This is a genomic window from Pseudomonas sp. B21-053, assembly GCF_026016365.1.
GTDB lineage: Bacteria > Pseudomonadota > Gammaproteobacteria > Pseudomonadales > Pseudomonadaceae > Aquipseudomonas > Aquipseudomonas nunensis.
This window is the reverse complement of record NZ_CP087205.1, coordinates 3,265,102-3,282,959: the sequence shown is the minus strand read 5'-3', so window position 1 is coordinate 3,282,959 and position 17,858 is coordinate 3,265,102. Positions and strand designations below refer to the sequence as shown.

11 protein-coding genes are annotated in these 17,858 nt (G+C 60.8%); 3 read left to right on the top strand and 8 right to left on the bottom strand.

Annotation, left to right across the window (positions count from 1 at the left end):
• Positions 1-145: 145 nt before the first annotated feature.
• Positions 146-1,576, top strand: coding sequence for a cytochrome c oxidase accessory protein CcoG (ccoG, locus tag LOY68_RS15140; RefSeq protein WP_054614909.1), 1,431 nt, complete (start codon positions 146-148; stop codon positions 1,574-1,576).
• Between the two features lie 134 nt (positions 1,577-1,710).
• Positions 1,711-3,120: a GntR family transcriptional regulator MpaR gene (gene mapR, locus LOY68_RS15135; RefSeq protein WP_265045591.1), complete on the top strand. Its 1,410-nt coding sequence runs from the start codon at positions 1,711-1,713 to the stop codon at positions 3,118-3,120.
• 150 nt (positions 3,121-3,270) lie between these two features.
• On the opposite strand, the gene LOY68_RS15130 is transcribed toward mapR, so the two are convergent.
• From LOY68_RS15130 to LOY68_RS15095, 8 genes are all read right to left on the bottom strand, one after another.
• Entirely contained in the window at positions 3,271-4,017 is a 747-nt protein-coding gene (locus LOY68_RS15130; RefSeq protein ID WP_054614910.1) for an SDR family oxidoreductase, read from the bottom strand.
• Positions 4,018-4,201: 184 nt separating this feature from the next.
• A complete protein-coding gene (locus LOY68_RS15125) occupies positions 4,202-6,283 on the bottom strand; it encodes a putative bifunctional diguanylate cyclase/phosphodiesterase (protein ID WP_265045590.1) in 2,082 nt (693 codons plus the stop codon).
• 302 nt (positions 6,284-6,585) lie between these two features.
• The gene (locus LOY68_RS15120; RefSeq protein WP_265045589.1) at positions 6,586-8,067 is read right to left on the bottom strand and encodes an efflux transporter outer membrane subunit; all 1,482 of its coding nucleotides are present in this window, start codon (positions 8,065-8,067) and stop codon (positions 6,586-6,588) included.
• The gene (locus LOY68_RS15115) at positions 8,064-11,171 is read right to left on the bottom strand and encodes an efflux RND transporter permease subunit (protein WP_265045588.1); all 3,108 of its coding nucleotides are present in this window, start codon (positions 11,169-11,171) and stop codon (positions 8,064-8,066) included. Before LOY68_RS15115 ends, LOY68_RS15120 begins: the two co-directional genes overlap by 4 nt.
• Positions 11,168-14,272: an MdtB/MuxB family multidrug efflux RND transporter permease subunit gene (locus LOY68_RS15110; RefSeq protein ID WP_054046474.1), complete on the bottom strand. Its 3,105-nt coding sequence runs from the start codon at positions 14,270-14,272 to the stop codon at positions 11,168-11,170. The genes LOY68_RS15115 and LOY68_RS15110 overlap by 4 nt, the downstream gene beginning before the upstream one ends.
• Positions 14,269-15,579 carry an MdtA/MuxA family multidrug efflux RND transporter periplasmic adaptor subunit gene (locus LOY68_RS15105; protein WP_054046476.1) on the bottom strand — a complete coding sequence of 437 codons (1,311 nt, stop codon included), beginning with the start codon at positions 15,577-15,579 and terminating at the stop codon, positions 14,269-14,271. Before LOY68_RS15105 ends, LOY68_RS15110 begins: the two co-directional genes overlap by 4 nt.
• A gap of 177 nt (positions 15,580-15,756) precedes the next feature.
• On the bottom strand, positions 15,757-16,257 hold the full coding sequence (gene tpx / locus LOY68_RS15100) for a thiol peroxidase (protein ID WP_008030203.1): 501 nt from the start codon (positions 16,255-16,257) through the stop codon (positions 15,757-15,759).
• A gap of 257 nt (positions 16,258-16,514) precedes the next feature.
• The gene (locus LOY68_RS15095) at positions 16,515-16,958 is read right to left on the bottom strand and encodes an SRPBCC family protein (RefSeq protein ID WP_265045587.1); all 444 of its coding nucleotides are present in this window, start codon (positions 16,956-16,958) and stop codon (positions 16,515-16,517) included.
• A 253-nt stretch (positions 16,959-17,211) separates the two neighbouring features.
• Between LOY68_RS15095 and LOY68_RS15090 the strand changes: the two genes are divergently transcribed.
• Positions 17,212-17,637 (top strand): YciI family protein, encoded by a 426-nt coding sequence (locus LOY68_RS15090; RefSeq protein WP_054046479.1) that lies wholly within the window; start codon positions 17,212-17,214, stop codon positions 17,635-17,637.
• Positions 17,638-17,858: the final 221 nt, after the last annotated feature.

Sequence of the window (17,858 nt, the reverse complement as noted above, 5' to 3'; positions counted from 1 at the left end):
CTGCGTTGGCGGGTGCATCAAGTTGTCGCAGGGATTCGTTCAAAACCCATCTGATCCGCTTTTTATTGCTATACCTGAGTCTGTTATGCAAACAGATCGCCGCTCATAGTGCACCGGCCTGATGGAGGCTGATGAGCGAACGACCATGAGCGAGAGAATCCCCGTCCGAACCGTAGAAAGCGCCCCGGCAGTCCAGCGCTATGAGCCTTCGCGTCCAAAGATGAAGGCCAAATCCAGCGACAACCTGATCCACACCCGCAGTTTCACCGGTCTGTACCGCAGCCTTCGCATGAGCGGCGCGGGTTTTCTGTTTCTCGCCTTCTTCGGCACTGTGTGGCTGAACTGGGGCGGTCGTCAGGCGGTGCTCTGGGACTTGTCTGAAAGCAAATTCCACATCTTCGGCGCGACCTTCTGGCCGCAGGATTTCATCCTGCTTTCGGCGCTGCTGATCATTGCCGCGTTCGGCCTGTTCGCGATCACCGTGTTCGCCGGCCGGGTCTGGTGCGGCTACACCTGCCCGCAAAGCTCCTGGACCTGGATCTTCATGTGGTGCGAGAAAATCACCGAAGGCGAGCGTAACCAGCGGATCAAACTGCAAGCTGCGCCGTGGAGCCTGAACAAACTGCTGCGCCGTTCGGCCAAGCACACATTGTGGCTGGGCATCAGCCTGCTCACCGGTCTGACCTTTGTCGGCTACTTCACGCCGATCCGGCCACTGGCCGAAGAACTGCTGACCTTGCAAATGGCCGGCGTCAGCCTGTTCTGGGTGATCTTCTTTACCGGCGCCACCTACATCAATGCCGGCTGGCTGCGTGAAGCGGTGTGCATGCACATGTGCCCGTATGCGCGGTTCCAGAGCGTAATGTTCGACAAGGACACCCTGACCATTTCCTACGACGTGGCCCGTGGCGAAAACCGTGGCCCGCGCAAACGCGAGGTGAAACCGGCGGACGTCGGCCTCGGCGATTGCATCGACTGCCAGGTCTGCGTGCAGGTCTGCCCCACCGGCATCGACATCCGCGACGGCTTGCAGATGGAATGCATCGGCTGCGCAGCGTGCATCGACGCCTGCGATTCAATCATGGACAAAATGGGCTACGCTCGCGGCCTGATCAGCTACACCTCCGAGCATGAACTGCAGGGTGGCAAGACCCATCTGTTGCGGCCACGGCTGATCGGTTACACGGCGGTGTTGCTGGTGATGATCGGTGCATTGGCATTGGCGCTGGTGGAGCGGCCGATGGTGTCGCTGGACGTCACCAAGGACCGTGGCATGTATCGCGAGAACAGCGAAGGCCAGATCGAAAACATCTACAGCCTCAAAGTCATTAACAAGACCCAGCAGCGCCAGGATTACCGCCTGAGCCTGGAGGATGGCGAAGGCTTCCAGCTGCAAGGCAAGACCGAGCTGAGCCTGGCACCGGGCGAGATTGTCGACGTCCCGGTGTCGGTGGCGATGACCACGGAACGGCCGAGCAGCAGCTCACAAACGATCAGTTTCAAGATTGTCGACAGCGATGAGCCGGACATCTACAGCGTGGCCCAGAGCCGGTTTGTTGCGCCGATGAATCGTTGAGCCTTTAGAATGCGGCGCGGCCATTCGCGAGCAGGCTCGCTCCCACATTTGAAACGCATTCCAATGTGGGAGCGAGCCTGCTCGCGAATGGCCGCACCGCCGATCTCCCAGACTGACACCAACCCAGGCACCCGATGAAACGCTACGAAAAATTCGCCGATGACATCGCTGAACTGATCCGCTCCGGGGTGCTCGGCCCCGGCCAGCGCGTGCCGTCGGTGCGCTACGCCAGCCAGACTTACGGGGTCAGCCCATCCACGGTGTTCCAGGCCTATTACCTGCTGGAACGTCGCGGCCTGATCCGTGCCCGGCCGCGCTCCGGCTACTTCGTCAACACCCATGCACCGAGCCCATTCTCGGAGCCGGTGATCAGCAGTCAGGTCAACGAATCCACCGAAGTCGATGTCAGCGAACTGGTGTTCTCGGTCCTCGACTCGATCAAGGACCCGACCACCGTGCCGTTCGGCTCGGCGTTCCCCAGCCCGACGCTGTTCCCGCTGCAACGGCTGTCGCGCTCCCTGGCCAGTGCCGCCCGGGAAATGGACCCACGCATGGTGGTTACCGACATGTCGCCGGGCAACCCGCAACTGCGTCGGCAAATCGCCCTGCGCTACATGGTCGGCGGGCTGATGTTGCCGATGGAAGAACTGCTGATCACCAACGGCGCCCTCGAAGCGCTGAACCTGTGCCTGCAAGCCGTCACCGAACCCGGCGATCTGGTGGCCATCGAAGCCCCGGCGTTCTACGCCAGCCTGCAAGTACTGGAGCGCCTGAAGCTCAAAGCCGTGGAAATCCCGGTGCACCCGCGTGACGGCATTGACCTTGGCGTGCTCGCGCAAACCCTGGAGCGGCATCCGATCAAGGCCTGCTGGTGCATGACCAGTTTCCAGAACCCGATGGGCGCGACCATGCCGGAGGCGAAGAAACAGGAATTGGTGGAGTTGTTGCGCAGCCATCAGGTGCCGCTGATCGAGGACGATGTCTACGCCGAACTCTATTACGGCCAGCAATCGCCGAAACCGGCCAAGGCGTTCGACACCGAGGGGCTGGTGATGCACTGCGGCTCGTTCGCCAAAAGTCTGGCCCCCGGTTACCGCATCGGTTGGGTCGCCGCCGGGCGTTATGCGCAGAAAATCGAACGGCTGAAACTTATGACCTCGCTCTGCGCCTCGATGCCGGCCCAGGCCGCGATTGCCGACTACCTGCAACACGGCGGCTATGATCGCCACCTGCGCAAACTGCGCTACGCCCTGGAAGAACAGCAAAGCGCCATGCTCGCCGCCATCGCCCGCTACTTCCCTGCACAGACACGCGTCAGCCAGCCGGCCGGCGGCTATTTCCTGTGGCTGGAACTGCCGCCGCAGATGGATTCGCTGAAGTTGTTTCAGATGGCGCTGGCGCAAGGCATCAGCATCGCACCGGGGCCGATCTTTTCACCGACCCAGCGCTTCAGGAATTGCATTCGGTTGAATTACGGCAGCCCTTGGGATGAGGCGGCGGAAAAGGCGATGGAGACGTTGGGCAGGATCGTCAGGTCTTTCTGACAGTGCGATGGTGTCAGGGCTATCGCCTTCGCGAGCAAGCCCGCTCCCACAGGGATCGGTGTTGTTCACAAATTATGTGTTCACCCCAATCTACTGTGGGAGCGAGCCTGCTCGCGAAGAGGCCCGCTCCGGCAACGCAAACCTCAAGGACTAACGCCCACCCCCAAGATCAACGAAGGTCCCGGTCGCATAAGAAGCCTTATCCGATAACAACCAGACAATCGCCTCCGCCACTTCATCCGGCCGCCCGCCGCGGGCCATCGGAATCGCCGACTCCAGCTTGCTGACCCGATCCGGGTCTCCGCTCAACGCATGGAAATCGGTGTAGATGTAGCCAGGCCGGACTGCGTTGACGCGAATCCCCTCGCCCGCCACTTCTTTGGACAGCCCCAGGGTGAAGGTATCCAGCGCGCCTTTTGAGGCGGCGTAATCGACGTATTCGCTCGGCGCACCCAAGCGGGCCGCGACCGACGATACGTTAACGATGCTGCCACCCTGCCCGCCATGTTTGGGCGACATGCGCAGGATTGCGTGCTTGGCGCAGAGGATCGGCGCCAGGACGTTGGTCTTGAGGATTTTGAGAATACGGAATTCGGACATTTCGTCGACCCGGGACTTGTGCCCGACGGTGCCGGCGTTGTTTACCAGCGCGGTAACCCGCCCCAACTCGGTGTCGACGCGGTGGAACATGGCGATCACTTCGTCTTCGATGCTGACATCGGCTCGTATCGCTATGGCTTGCGCACCGAGGGCGCGGACTTGCTCCAGCACACTCTGGGCCGCGACTTCGTCAGCCAGGTAGTTGATACAGATCCGATAGCCTTGCTCGGCGGCCAATAATGCAGTCGCGGCGCCTATGCCACGGCTGCCTCCGGTGATGACGATGACTTTTTCCATGCTGACGTTCCCCCGTTTCAAGCTTAAGCAGTCGGGGGCAAGAATAACCGTCATTGATGGGTTTTGCATGGGCTCTGTGGTGTACGTGAGGACGCCTTCGCGGGCAAGCCTCGCTCCTACAGGGTCAGCGCATGCCTTGTAGGAGCGAGGCTTGCCCGCGAAGAACGATAACGCGGTCTGCCAGTCAACCCGCCGCCATTCGCTCGCCACGATGGATGTCGTGCATGAAGCGCTCCGCTGGCAGCGGATGCCCCAACAGATAGCCCTGCAGCGAATCACACCCCAGCTTGGTCAGGAAGTCTTGCTGCACTCCGGTCTCGACACCTTCCGCCACGATCCGCAAACCCAATGCCTGGCCGAGCGCTACGATGGCCGAAACAATCGCGGCGTCATCACTGTCATGCTCCAGATCCCGGACAAAACCACGGTCGATCTTCAGCTCATTGGCCGGCAGACGCTTGAGGTACATCAAGCTCGAATAACCGGTGCCGAAGTCATCGATGGACAAATCCACGCCCATGTCCGACAGCTCCTGCAGCACCGTCATGCTCGCATCGGCGTCGCTCATGGCGGTGGTTTCTGTAATTTCGAGGGTCAGGCTGTTGGCCGGCAAATGGTGCGTGGCCAACGCCTTGGCCACGCTCTGGACCAGGCCTACGTGGCAGAACTGCAACGCCGACAGGTTCACCGCAATACGCCAGTCGGTATAGCCGAGCACATACCATTCGCGCATCTGCCGGCAGGCTTCGTTCAACACCCACTCGCCAATCGGAATGATCAACCCGGTCTTTTCCGCGAGGTCGATGAACTTGTCCGGCAGCAACATGCCTTGGGTCGGGTGCACCCAGCGCAGCAACGCCTCGGCACCCACCGGGCGGCCATTGCTGGCGTCGAATTTAGGTTGGTAATACAGGCTGAACTGTTGCTGCTCAAGAGCGGCGCGCAAGTCTTGCAACAGTTGCAACTGTTTGCGGGCGTTGCTGTTCATCGAGGCGTCGAAGAAGCTGTGGCCGTTTTTCCCGGCGCCTTTGGCGTGGTACATCGCGGCGTCGGCGTTCATCAACAGCTCTTGCGCAGTCTGGCCGTTGCCCGGATACAGCGCGATGCCGACGCTGGCGGAAATCTGCAGGTCATGTTCGGCCACACGGAACGCGCGTGAGATCAGGCTGACCTGACGCGCCGCCAGGTTGAGGGCGTCATCGGGTTCGCTCAGGCGCACCAGCAACACAAATTCGTCACCACCGATACGCGCCAGGGTGTCCTGGCTGCGCAAGTCCTCGCGCAGTCGCAAGCCGACCTCACGCAACAACTGGTCGCCCATGTGGTGGCCGAAGGCATCGTTGACCGGTTTGAAGCCGTCCAGATCGATGAACATCAACGCAAAACAACCGCCCTGCTCTTGCACCTTGAACATGGCCAACTCGATGCGGTCGGCCAGCAACATGCGGTTCGGCAGGCCGGTCAGGGTGTCGTGCAGCGCCAGTTTGGTGAGTTCGCGATTGGCCTCGGTCAACGACCGCGCAAGATCAGCGGTGCGAGCCTCCAGGCGCGCGTCGAGAATCGAGGTCAACAAGGCAATGCTCAGCACCGCCAGCGTGGTGATCAACACCAGATTGTCCAGGCCCTTGCCGCTCAAGCCATCGAGGGCGGCACCACAGAAGCTGCCGTCCGGAAAACGCGCCGCCGCCATGCCGGTGTAATGCATGCCGACGATGGCGAAGCCCATGATTATCGCAGCACCGCCACGGAACAGACTGACATAAGGCGAATGCTGGCGCAGGCGGAAGGCGATCCACAACGCCGCTGCCGACGCACCGACGGAAATCAGCAACGACGCGCTAAACAACGTCGGGTCGTAATCGATCCCCGGCTGCATCAGCATGGCGGCCATGCCGGTGTAATGCATGGCGCTGATGCCGCTGCCCATGACCAGCGCACCAAATGCCAGTTGCCACAGCGGCAGCTTCGGCTGGCTGACCAGCCACAGGGCAAAGCCGCAGGACAGCATGGCGATTAACAGCGACAGCACGGTGAGGCTGAGGTCGTAACCCAGATCGATGGGTAATTTGAAGGCGAGCATGCCGATGAAATGCATCGACCAGACGCCAATGCCCATGGCAACCGCGCCGCCGGCGGTCCACAAATGAACGGCGCGGCCCTTGGTCGTGGCGATCCGGCCAGTCAGGTCCAGCGCGGTATAGGAAGCGAGAATCGCCACGCACAGCGAGATGAAAACCAGCGTGGGGGAAAAGGTGCCGATGAGCATGATATTTCTCGTGACCGCCCCACCGTACTGCGTCCGTTCTCGGGGGGCAAAGTCGGCGATTGTACTGATTGCGCGGAAGAACGCACTGACAAAATTATCAAATGGCCATCAACCCGATGAAACGCTTGTTTGACACCAAATCAACGTATCGCACGACCTCCCGAAAACTTGGCCCGAACCCGATTCAAAGGTCTGGCGCGGGTCCTGTAGGAGCTGGCGAAGCCTGCGATCTTTTGACTTTTGCTTTCAAGATCAAAAGATCGCAGGCTTCGCCAGCTCCTACGGAAGAGATAGCGTTAGGGTTATTTGTTATCGCTCATCTCAAGTTGCCCATCCCACCCGCCGCCCAACGCCGCAATCAACTGCACACTGGCAATCAACCGGGCCTGCAACACGTTCAACACGCTTTGTTCATTGCTTAGCGCGGTGGCTTGCACCACCACCACATCCAGATAGGCAATCAACCCGGCCTTGTACTGGTTCTCGGTCAGGCGTAAGGAATCCCGGGCGGCGTCCAGCGCTTCCTGGCGCACCGCTGCTTCGTTCTCATAGACCTTGAGCTGCACCAGGTAGTTTTCCACCTCGCGGAAACCATCGAGTACGGTCTGGCGGTACTTGGCCACGGTTTCATCGTAGAGCGCTTCGTTGCGATCGACTTCCGCCGAGCGTGCGCCACCGTCGAACAGTGGCAAATCGAGTTTCGGCCCCACCGACCAGAAGCGGTTCGGCAAGCTGATCAGGTTGCTCGACGTACTGCTGCTGTAGCCGCCACTCAGGCTCAGGCTCAAGTCCGGGTAGTACGCAGCTTTCGCCACGCCGATGTTGGCGTTGGCGGCAATCACCGAGCGCTCAGCGGAAGCGATATCTGGCCGGCGTTCGAGCAGTTGCGATGGCAGGCTCAGGGGAATCTGCGGCAGTTTCGGAATGTCCTGGGTTTCCGCCAGGTTGAACTCCGCCGGAGCCTTGCCGATCAGCACGGCAATCGCGTTTTCGAACTGTGCGCGTTGCCAGATCAGGTCCACCAGATCCGCCTGGGTGCTTTTCAGCTGCGCCTGGGCCTGGGCCACCGCGTCACGCCCGGAGACGCCGGCGCGGTACTGGTTCTGGGTCATTTGCAGGGAGCGTTCATACGCCGCGACTGTCGATTCCAGCAAGCGTTTCTGCTGATCGATCACCCGCAACTGCAAGTAGTTCTGCACCAATTCGGACTGCTGGCTCAGGCGCATGGCCGCCAGGTCGGCGAAGCTGGCCTGTGCGCTGGCGGTATCGGCTTCGAGGCCGCGACGCAGCTTGCCCCAGATGTCCGCTTCCCAACTGACACCCAACTGAGTGGTGTAGGTATTTCGAATACCGCTGGCCGAACTGCTCAGGCTTGAACTGCTGCTGCCGGCGCCCTGGCTGGAGCGGGTCTTGCCCGCGCTCAGGTCAACCGTGGGGTAAAACGCCGCACGGGCGCTTTCCACCAAGGCTTGCGACTGACGATACCGGGCGTCGGCCTGGGCCACGGTCTGGTTGGCGCTGTTGAGTTGCTCAATCAAGCCATTGAGCTGGCGGTCGCCGTACAACTCCCACCAGGCACCACGGGCCAGGGAATCGCTCGGGCTGGCCTGACGCCAGCCTTCGGCTTCCTTGTACTGCGCCGGCTCGGCGGTGGGCGGACGCTGATAGTCCGGGCCGACGGCGCAGGCGCTGAGCATCGCCACACACAGCGCCAGGCTCAACAGGCGCGAGCCCCGGGCCGTGGCAATCGGTGCTGCCAGAGTGATAAGCGAACGGTCAGTCATAGCGGAGTTTCCAGAGCTGCATCGGTACGTACCCCACGCCATTTATTGAAACGATGGCGCAGTTTGTCGAGATAGAGGTAAACCACCGGAGTGGTGTAAAGGGTCAGCACCTGGCTGAAAATCAACCCGCCGATGATGGTCAGGCCCAATGGCTGGCGCATTTCCGCGCCTTCGGCACGGCTGAGCAGCAGCGGCAGTGCGCCGAGGATCGCCGCCAGGGTGGTCATCAGGATTGGCCGCAGGCGTTGCAGACAGGCGCTGCGAATCGAATCCAGCGGCGTCATGCCCTGATGCCGCTCCAGCTGCAACGCCAGGTCGATCATCAGGATGGCGTTTTTCTTCACCACGCCGATCAACAGGAACAGCCCCAACAGCGAGATCAGACTGAACTCCCCGCCCAAGGCATAGATCGACAGCAACGCGCCAACCCCGGCAGACGGCAAGGTCGACAGAATGGTCAGCGGGTGAATGTAGCTTTCATACAGCACGCCCAACACCAGATACACCGCCACCAGCGCGCCGAGAATCATGAACGGCTGGCTCTTCTGGGTCGCGGCGAAAGCGTCGGCGGTGCCGGCCATTTTCACGATCACGTCTTCCGGCATGCCAAGCTTGGCAATCGCCCGCTCGATGGCCGCCGTGCCTTGCTCCACCGTGACGCCTTCGGCCATATCGAAGGAAATACTCTCGGAGGCGAACTGGCCTTCGTGGCTGACCCGATCATCTTCCAGGCTGTTTTCGTAGTGCGCGATGGTCGACAGCGGAATCCGCGCGCCGGTGGAAGTGATCACCTGCACCTGCTTCAGCGTAATCGGGTCCTGGGCGTATTTCGGATTGACCTCCATCACCACTTGATACTGGTTGAGGCTGTCGTAGATCGTCGAAATCTGCCGCTGGCTGTAGGCGTTGTTCAACACCGCCGTGACCATGTCCATGTCGACACCCAGGCGCTTGGCCTGGTCACGGTCGACAATCAGCGTCACCTGTTGCGCGCCACGTCCTTCACGGGCGTCAATCGCGGTGAGCTCTGGCAAGGCGCGCAGCGCGGTGACGACTTTCGGGTACCACTCGCGTAACGAGCCGAGGTCGGCGCTTTGCAGGATGTAGGAATACTGCGAAGTGGTCTGCTCACGACCGCCGCCGAATTGCAGGTCCTGGTCCGCCATCAACATCAGCTGTGCGCCGGCAACCTTGGGCATTTCCTTGCGCAGGCGTTCGATAACCTTTTGCGCCGAGATATTGCGTTCCTTGATCGGCTTCAAGCGCACCAGCATAAAGGCGTTGTTGGTGCCGTTGGTGCCGCCGATGAAGCCGGCCACGCTTTGCACTGCTTCGTCCTTGAGCACGGCGCGGCGGAAGATTTCCATCTTCGGCTGCATCACGCTGAATGACAGGCCATCGTCGCCACGCACGAAACCGATCAACTGGCCGGTGTCCTGCTGCGGCATGAAGGTTTTCGGCACTACCACGTACAGCGCGACGTTGACGCCAACGGTCACGATCAGGCTGAGCAACGTCAGTCGGCGGTGGCGCAGCACCCAGTCGAGGCTGGTGGCGTATTTGCCGACCATCCATTCGTTGGCGCTCTGGCTCCAGCGTTGCAAACGGTTTTCCTGCCCCGGCGTGTGCGGCTTGAGCCAACGGGCGCAGAGCATTGGCGTCAGGGTCAACGAGACGATCAGCGAGACGACGATGGACGCCGCCAGGGTGATGGAAAACTCACGGAACAGGCTTTCAATGATCCCGCCCATAAACAGGATCGACAGGAACACTGCCACCAGCGAGACGTTCATCGACAGCAAGGTGAAGCCGACTTCCTGGGCGCCGAGGTACGCAGCCTTCATCGGCGGCACGCCTTCGTCGATGTGCCGGGAAATGTTCTCCAGCACCACGATGGCGTCGTCCACCACCAGTCCGGTGGCGAGAATCAGCGCCATCAGCGACAGGTTGTTCAGGGAAAAGCCGTAGAGGTACATCACCGCAAAAGTGCCGACCAACGACACCGGCACCGCTAGCGTCGGAATCAGCGAGGCACGGAAGTTACCGAGAAACAGGAACACCACCAGAATCACCAGGGCCACGGCGATCAGCAGGGTCATTTCCGCTTCGTGCAACGTGGCCTTGATCACTGGCGAACGGTCCATGGCCAGGTTCAGTTTGACGCTGGCCGGCAACACCGCCTGCAACGCCGGCAACTGCGCCTTGATCTCGTTGACGGTCTCGATGATGTTGGCGCCGGCCTGACGGTTGATCACCAGCAACACCGCCGCGTCGTCGTTGAAGAAACCGCTGTTGTAGCGATCTTCGACGCCGTCGCTGACCGTCGCCACATCCTTCAGGCGCAACGCCGCACCGTTGTTGTAGTGGATGATCAGCGACTCGTAGTCCTTGGCCTTTTCCAGTTGATCGTTGGCCTGTACCTGCCACAAACGCTGGTCGTCCTCGACCGAGCCCTTCGGCCGGCGCACGTTGGCGTTGGCGATGGTGTTACGTACATCGTCCAGGGCCACGCCGTATTGGTTCAGCGCCTGAGGTTCGAGTTCGATGCGCACCGCCGGCAAGGAGCTGCCGCCGATCTGCACTTCACCCACACCCTGCACCTGGGACAGGCTCTGGGACAGGATCGTCGAGGCCAGATCGTAGAGCTGACCTTTTTCCAACACATCCGAGGTCAGCGACAACACCATGATCGGCGCTTGCGACGGGTTGACCTTCTTGTAGGTCGGCATGCTGCGCATCCCGCTCGGCAGCAGGTTGCGCGAGGCGTTGATCGCCGCTTGCACTTCCCGCGCCGCACCGTTGATGTCGCGGTCGAGGTCAAACTGCAAAATCACCCGGGTCGAGCCCTGGCTGGAGCGGCTGCTCATGGTGTTGACCCCGGCGATGGCGCCGAAGGAACGCTCCAGTGGCGTGGCCACAGTCGAAGCCATCACTTCCGGACTTGCACCGGGCAAACTGGCCTGGACCACAATCACCGGGAAATCCATCTGCGGCAGCGGCGACACCGGCAACAGGCCGAAGCTCACGCCGCCCAGCAGCATGATCGCCAGGCTCAGCAACATGGTCGCGACCGGGCGCTTGATGAAAGGTCCGGACAGGTTCATGGCTGTTCTACCGCTTCCACGGTTTCAGACTTGCGGCCCCAGCGCCGACCGAGACGATCGAAATACAGGTAGATCACCGGCGTGGTGAACAGCGTCAGCACCTGGCTGACGAGCAAGCCACCGACCATTACCAGACCCAAGGGTTGACGCAGTTCCGCGCCGGAACCGGTGGCCAGCATCAGTGGCACCGCGCCGAACAACGCGGCCAGGGTGGTCATCAGGATCGGCCGGAACCGCAGCAGCGCCGCTTGATAGATCGCCTGCTCAGGGGCCATGCCCTGGTTGCGCTCGGCGTCGAGGGCGAAGTCGATCATCATGATCGCGTTCTTCTTCACGATGCCGATCAGCAGGATGATGCCGATGATCGCGATCATCCCCAGGTCATTGCCGGTCAGCAGCAGCGCGAGCAAGGCGCCGACCGCCGCCGAGGGCAAGGTCGAGAGGATGGTGATCGGGTGAATGTAGCTCTCGTAGAGCACGCCAAGCACGATGTACATGGTCACCACCGCCGCGAGGATCAGCAGCAAGGTGCTCGACAACGAGGCCTGGAATGCTTCGGCCGCGCCCTGGAACTGGGTCTGCACGCCAATCGGCATGCCGATGTCTTTCTGCACCTGATCGATGACTTCGACCGCATGCCCCAGCGCCACGCCGGGCGCCAGGTTGAACGACATCATCACCGCCGGGAACTGACCGATGTGAGTTATCGCCAATTGCGTCTGGCGTTGCTCGACATGCGCGAGACTGGACAGGCGCACCTGACCGCCATCGGTGGTCTTGACGTGAATCTGGTTCAGCGCGTCCGGGCCGATCTTCTCGCCTGACTGCGATTGCAGAACCACGCGGTACTGGCTGGCCTGGGTGTAAATGGTGGAAATCTGCCGCTGGCCGAAGGCGTCATACAGCGCATCGGTGATGTTTGACACCGACACCCCGACCCGTGACGCGGCATCGCGGTCGATCACCAGATACACCTGCAAACCCTTGTCCTGCAAATCGCTGGCGACGTCGGTCAGTTCCGGACGCTGGGCCAGGGCCTCCACCAGACGCCCGCTCCACAGGCTGAGCAGTTCCGAATCCGGGGACGACATGCTGAATTGGTACTGCGTGCGGCTGACCCGGTCTTCGATGGTCAGGTCCTGCACCGGCTGCATGAACAGACGGATGCCGATCAGCTTGTCCACTTCCGGTTGCAGGCGCGCAATGATCTTGGTCGCGCTGAGATCGCGCGCACTGTGGGGCTTTAGGTTGATCAGCATGCGGCCGCTGTTCAGCGTCGAGTTGTCACCGTCCACGCCGATGTAGGACGACAGGCTTTCGACCGCCGGGTCGGCGAGAATCACTTTCGCCAGCTCCTGCTGACGTTCGCTCATCGCCGCAAAGGAAATCGACTGCGGCGCTTCGGAAATGCCCTGGATTACCCCGGTGTCCTGCACCGGGAAGAAGCCCTTGGGCACGACCATGTAGAGGAAAACCGTCAGCCCGAGAGTGGCGATGGCCACCAGCAAGGTCAGCGGCTGGTGCTTGAGCACCCACTGCAATTTGCGCCCATAGGCGGCGATCATCCAGTCGATGGTCGCGCCGCTGGCCCGGTAGAAACGCCCCTGCTCTTCTTCCTTGGGTTCACGCTTGAGCAACCGCGCGCACATCATCGGCGTCAGGGTCAGGGACACCACCAGGGAAATCAGGATCGCCACCGCCAGGGTGATGGCGAATTCTCGGAACAGGCGCCCTACTACGTCGGCCATGAACAGCAACGGAATCAGCACCGCGATCAGCGACAGGGTCAGGGAAATCAGGGTGAAGCCGATCTGCTTGGCGCCCTTGAGCGCTGCATTCAGCGGCGTGTCGCCCTCTTCGATAAACCTGGAAATGTTCTCCAGCATAACGATCGCATCGTCCACCACAAAACCGGTGGCGATGGTCAGCGCCATCAAGGTCAGGTTGTTGACCGAGAAGCCTGCGAGGTACATCACGCCGAACGTACCGATCAGCGACAACGGCACGGCGACCGATGGAATGATCGTCGCGCTGGCCCGGCGCAGGAAGAGGAACGTCACCATCACCACCAGTGCGATGGCGATCAGCAGTTCGTGTTGCACGTCGGTGACCGAAGCGCGGATGGTCTGGGTGCGGTCGGTGAGGACCGTGACGTCAAGACCGGCCGGCAGGTTGTCGGTGATGCTCGGCAACAGCGCCTTGATCCGGTCAACCACTTCGATGACGTTGGCGCCGGGCTGACGCTGGATGTTCAGCAAAACCGCCTGGTTTTCATTGGCCCATGCCGCCAGTCGCTCGTTTTCGGCACCGTCGACAATCTCGGCCACGTCCTTGAGCCGCAACGGCGCGCCGTTGGCGTAGGCAAGGATCAGGTTGGCGTAGTCCTTGGGCGAAGTCAGTTGATCGTTTGCATCCAGCATCGACACCCGGGTCGGGCCGTCGAAGTTGCCCTTGGGCTGGTTGACGTTGGACGCGCCGATCAAGGTGCGCACGTCCGACAGGTTCAAGCCATTCGCCGCCAGGGCCTCGGGGTTGACCTTGATGCGCACGGCCTGACGCTGGCCGCCGGCAATGCTGACCATGCCGACGCCGCTGATCTGGGCGATTTTCTGCGCCATGCGCGTATCGACCAAATCATTCAGTTTGGGCAGCAGCATGGTCTTGGAGGTGATGGCCAGGGTCAGCACCGGGGTGTCGGCCGGGTTGACCTTGTTGTACACCGGCGGTGCTGGCAGGTCCTTGGGCAGCAAATTGGTCGCGGCGTTGATTGCGGCTTGCACCTGCTGCTCGGCGACGTCCATGTTGATGTCGAGGCTGAACCGCAGGGTCAGCACCGAGGCGCCGCCGGAACTGGTGGACGCCATTTGCGTCAGGCCGGGCATTTGCCCGAACTGGCGCTCAAGCGGCGCGGTCACTGCACTGGTCATCACGTCCGGGCTGGCGCCGGGATACAGCGTCATGACGCGGATGGTCGGGTAATCGACCTGGGGCAATGCCGACACTGGCAGCAAGCGGTAGGCGATGATGCCGGCCAGGATAATGGCCAGCATGCTCAGGGTCGTGGCGACCGGGCGAAGGATGAACAGCCGCGAGATGTTCATGCGCCCTTCTTCACCTTGTCGTTGGCGGTCGCTTCAGTGGTTTTCGCCGCAGATTTGCCTTGCAGGTGTTCGGTCGGGGTGGTCGGCACATCCTGGCTGTCGTTGACCACTTCCACTTCGCTGCCTTCCTTCAGGCGGTCGGTGCCTTCCAGGACCACGCGATCACCGACGGCCAGGCCTTCGGTGATCACGGTGTTGTCGCCGTCACTGGCGCCGACTTTCAGTTGGCGAATCTTGACCTTGTTGTCCCCGTCCATGGCGTAGACGAAGGTGCCGTTGGTGCCGAACTGGATCGCCGCCGACGGTGCGAGCACCACACCTTTAAGGGTGTCGGCCAGCAGGTGCACGTTGACGAACTGATTCGGGAACAGGCTGAGGTCGCGGTTATCGTAGCGCGCCTTGAATTTCAGAGTGCCGGTGGTGACGTCGATCTGGTTGTCCAGGCTCTGCAACACGCCGCTGGCCTGCATTTTCATGTCGCCACGGTCCCAGGCTTCGACGGGCAGTTTGGCGCCGGTGTGATAGCGCGCCAGAACGGTGTCGAGGCTGTTTTCCGGCAGAGTGAAGACGACGCTGATCGGTTGGGTCTGGGTGATGATCGCCAGCGCGGTGGTGTCGTTGGCGGCGACGAGGTTGCCGACGTCGAGCTGGCGCAAACCGACGCGCCCGGTAATTGGCGCGCGGATCTTGGTGAATTCGAGATTGAGCTTGGCGTCATTGACCGCTGCCTGGTTGGTCTTGACCGTGCCCAAGTATTGGCCGACCAGCGCCTCGGCGGTATCGAGGGTCTGCTTGGCGATGCTGTCTTCTTTAAACAGGCCGCGATAACGCTCGACATCGACCTGGGCGTTTTTCAGCTGTGCCTGGTTTTGCAGCAAGGTACCTTCTGCCTGAAGCAAGGCGTTCTGGTAAGGACGCGGGTCGATCTCGGCCAACAGGTCGCCGGCCTTGACCATCTGCCCTTCCTCGAAGGCAATCTTCATCAACTCGCCCGCCACCCGACTGCGTACGTTGATGGTATTGAGCGCCGTGACCGTGCCCAGCGCCTTGTAATACAGCGGGAAGTCACCCTTGACCGCCGGAGCCACTCGCACCGGGATCGGCCCGGTCGCGCCGCCAAACCCAGGACGCATGCCCCCGGCCTTGCCCGTATGCCCGGCGACGGCTTTCGGCTTTTCGCCCGTTTTATGGTCAGTGCCAGCGGGCCAGAATTTCCAGCACACGGCAGCGACGACCAACAGGACAAGCAGGCCGAACAGCCAGCGACGGGGACTACGGGAGGAGGATTGCATTGAATGATCAACCATTGGGCGCGTGGGCTTCTTCTACGGGAGGCTGAACGATAAGCACTGGAGGACATTAAGCAAAGCGCCTTTACCGGCAATTTACCTTCGGCTTACGTAACAGGAGATTTATCTAAGACACTGAAGCACAAATGAAAACGGCCTAGCGAGTGCCAGGCCGTTAACAATTGTAAAAAGCGCTTACTTCAGAACAGCGAGTGCTGCTTCGTAGTTCGGCTCTTCTGCAATTTCTTTAACCAGTTCGCTGTGCAGCACGTTGTCGTTTTCATCCAGCACGACGACGGCACGGGCAGTCAGGCCTTTGAGCGGACCGTCAGCAATGGCCACGCCATAGTTTTCGATGAACTCGGCGCCACGCAGGGTCGACAGGTTCTGGACGTTTTCCAGGCCTTCGGCGCCGCAGAAGCGGGCTTGAGCGAACGGCAAGTCAGCGGAGATGCACAGCACGACAGTGTTGGCGACGTCATTGGCCTGGGCGTTGAACTTGCGAACCGAAGTCGCGCAGGTCGGGGTGTCGACGCTTGGGAAGATGTTCAGCACTTTGCGCTTGCCGGCGAAGCTCGCCAGGGTCACGTCCGACAGATTGCCGGCAACCAGGGAAAAGGCTGGCGCCTTGGAACCGGCTTGTGGCAGTTGGCCGTTGACTTGAACCGGGTTGCCTTTAAGAGTGACTTGAGCCATGAACGGAGTCCTTCTGATGGTGTTGTTGGAAATCTGAAGAGGCCGAAGTTAACCACGAAATGGCCCGACGACCTATGGCCAGATACAAATTGTGAAGTGTCGGCGCACAAATTGGATACAACTCGCACAAATGACACACAAAACCCTGTGGGAGCGAGCCTGCTCGCGAAGGCGAACTGTCAGCCACCATCACTGTTGAATGTAAAACCGCATTCGCGAGCAGGCTCGCTCCCACAGTGGACCGCGTGTACACCGTGCTATTTCAGCAAGCGCAACATATTGCGATGCCGCGCCTCGAAAATCCGCCGCATATAGGCATTGACCAGCAACCACTCCAGCGCCGCGCCGCCGATCGCCGCATACGTCACGCGATCGGTATATAGCGTACCGCCCTCTCCCGCCGCCACCCGGTGTTCATGACGAAAGGCAGCCATCGGCCCCTTGAGCATTTCGTCGATGAAATGCGTGTCGCTGACTTCACGAATCACCACCGTCCAGTTCGCCGGAATGACGTTGAACATCCAGTGCCGGAAACGGAACTGGCGACCGGCTTCGATACGCAGGTTATTGATGTCGATATCGCCCAGTGGCGTAACACGTTCGGGGAAGACCTTCGGGAAGTTGACGCCTTCCAGGCAGAAGTCCAGGACCTGCGCCGGTGTGCGGTCGGGGATCAGCGTTGTGAGTTCAAGAACGGGCATGAATGACGGCATTCCATTGGCCTGAGGCCGGCAGCCTACCACCCGATTCAACACCAACACATCCCCCGTAGGAGCTGCCGAAGGCTGCGATCTTTTGATCTTTTCGCAATCGCCCAGGATCACAGTCAAAAGATCGCAGCCTTCGGCAGCTCCTACAGGGGTAAGCCGGCGATCTTTTTTTGCTGCGTTGTCGATTCCGCGAACCACCATTCGACTAGGCAGTGAATCACTCACCTGCAGCGGAGATAAAACCATGCAATTCATGATCATTGTCAAAGCCAGCCCGGACTCAGAGGCCGGCGTAATGCCCACCGAAGAACTGCTGACCGCGATGGGCAACTACAACGAAGAACTGGCCAAGGCCGGCATCCTTCTTTCTTGCGACGGACTGCAACCGAGCAGCAAAGGCGCACGGGTGCGTTTCTCCGGCGAAAAACGCACGGTGATCGACGGGCCGTTTGCCGAGACCAAGGAGTTGATTGCCGGCTATTGGCTGTGGGAAGTGAAGTCGAAAGAAGAAGCCATCGAATGGGTCAAACGCTGCCCGAATCCGATGCCGGGGACGGAAGCCGAGATCGAGATTCGTCCGGTGTACGGGCCTGAAGATTTCGGTGCCGAGTTCACGCCTGAGTTGCGGGAGCAGGAAGAGCGGATACGCGCGCAGGCGAAGAAGCACTGAATGTTTTAGCAGGACTCCACAAGGGATCACCTTGTCAATTGTGCTAATCCCATGTGGGAGCGGGCTTGCTCGCGAAGGCGTCGTGTCAGTCAGCATCCCTGTCAACTGACACACCGCTTTCGCGAGCAAGCCCGCTCCCACAATGAATCTTCAGCGGACGCAATATTTGTGCCCTTCCCTCCCCGAAAAACCCGAATAAATGCTCACGCTCAGCCTCAAAT

What these genes read in the sequence shown, in the direction of transcription:
- ccoG (WP_054614909.1), top strand. Translation starts at nt 146, where the DNA reads ATGAGCGAGAGAATCCCCGTCCGAACCGTAGAAAGCGCCCCGGCAGTC.
- mapR (WP_265045591.1), top strand. Translation starts at nt 1,711, where the DNA reads ATGAAACGCTACGAAAAATTCGCCGATGACATCGCTGAACTGATCCGC.
- LOY68_RS15130 (WP_054614910.1), bottom strand. Translation starts at nt 4,017, where the DNA reads ATGGAAAAAGTCATCGTCATCACCGGAGGCAGCCGTGGCATAGGCGCC.
- LOY68_RS15125 (WP_265045590.1), bottom strand. Translation starts at nt 6,283, where the DNA reads ATGCTCATCGGCACCTTTTCCCCCACGCTGGTTTTCATCTCGCTGTGC.
- LOY68_RS15120 (WP_265045589.1), bottom strand. Translation starts at nt 8,067, where the DNA reads ATGACTGACCGTTCGCTTATCACTCTGGCAGCACCGATTGCCACGGCC.
- LOY68_RS15115 (WP_265045588.1), bottom strand. Translation starts at nt 11,171, where the DNA reads ATGAACCTGTCCGGACCTTTCATCAAGCGCCCGGTCGCGACCATGTTG.
- LOY68_RS15110 (WP_054046474.1), bottom strand. Translation starts at nt 14,272, where the DNA reads ATGAACATCTCGCGGCTGTTCATCCTTCGCCCGGTCGCCACGACCCTG.
- LOY68_RS15105 (WP_054046476.1), bottom strand. Translation starts at nt 15,579, where the DNA reads ATGGTTGATCATTCAATGCAATCCTCCTCCCGTAGTCCCCGTCGCTGG.
- tpx (WP_008030203.1), bottom strand. Translation starts at nt 16,257, where the DNA reads ATGGCTCAAGTCACTCTTAAAGGCAACCCGGTTCAAGTCAACGGCCAA.
- LOY68_RS15095 (WP_265045587.1), bottom strand. Translation starts at nt 16,958, where the DNA reads ATGCCCGTTCTTGAACTCACAACGCTGATCCCCGACCGCACACCGGCG.
- LOY68_RS15090 (WP_054046479.1), top strand. Translation starts at nt 17,212, where the DNA reads ATGCAATTCATGATCATTGTCAAAGCCAGCCCGGACTCAGAGGCCGGC.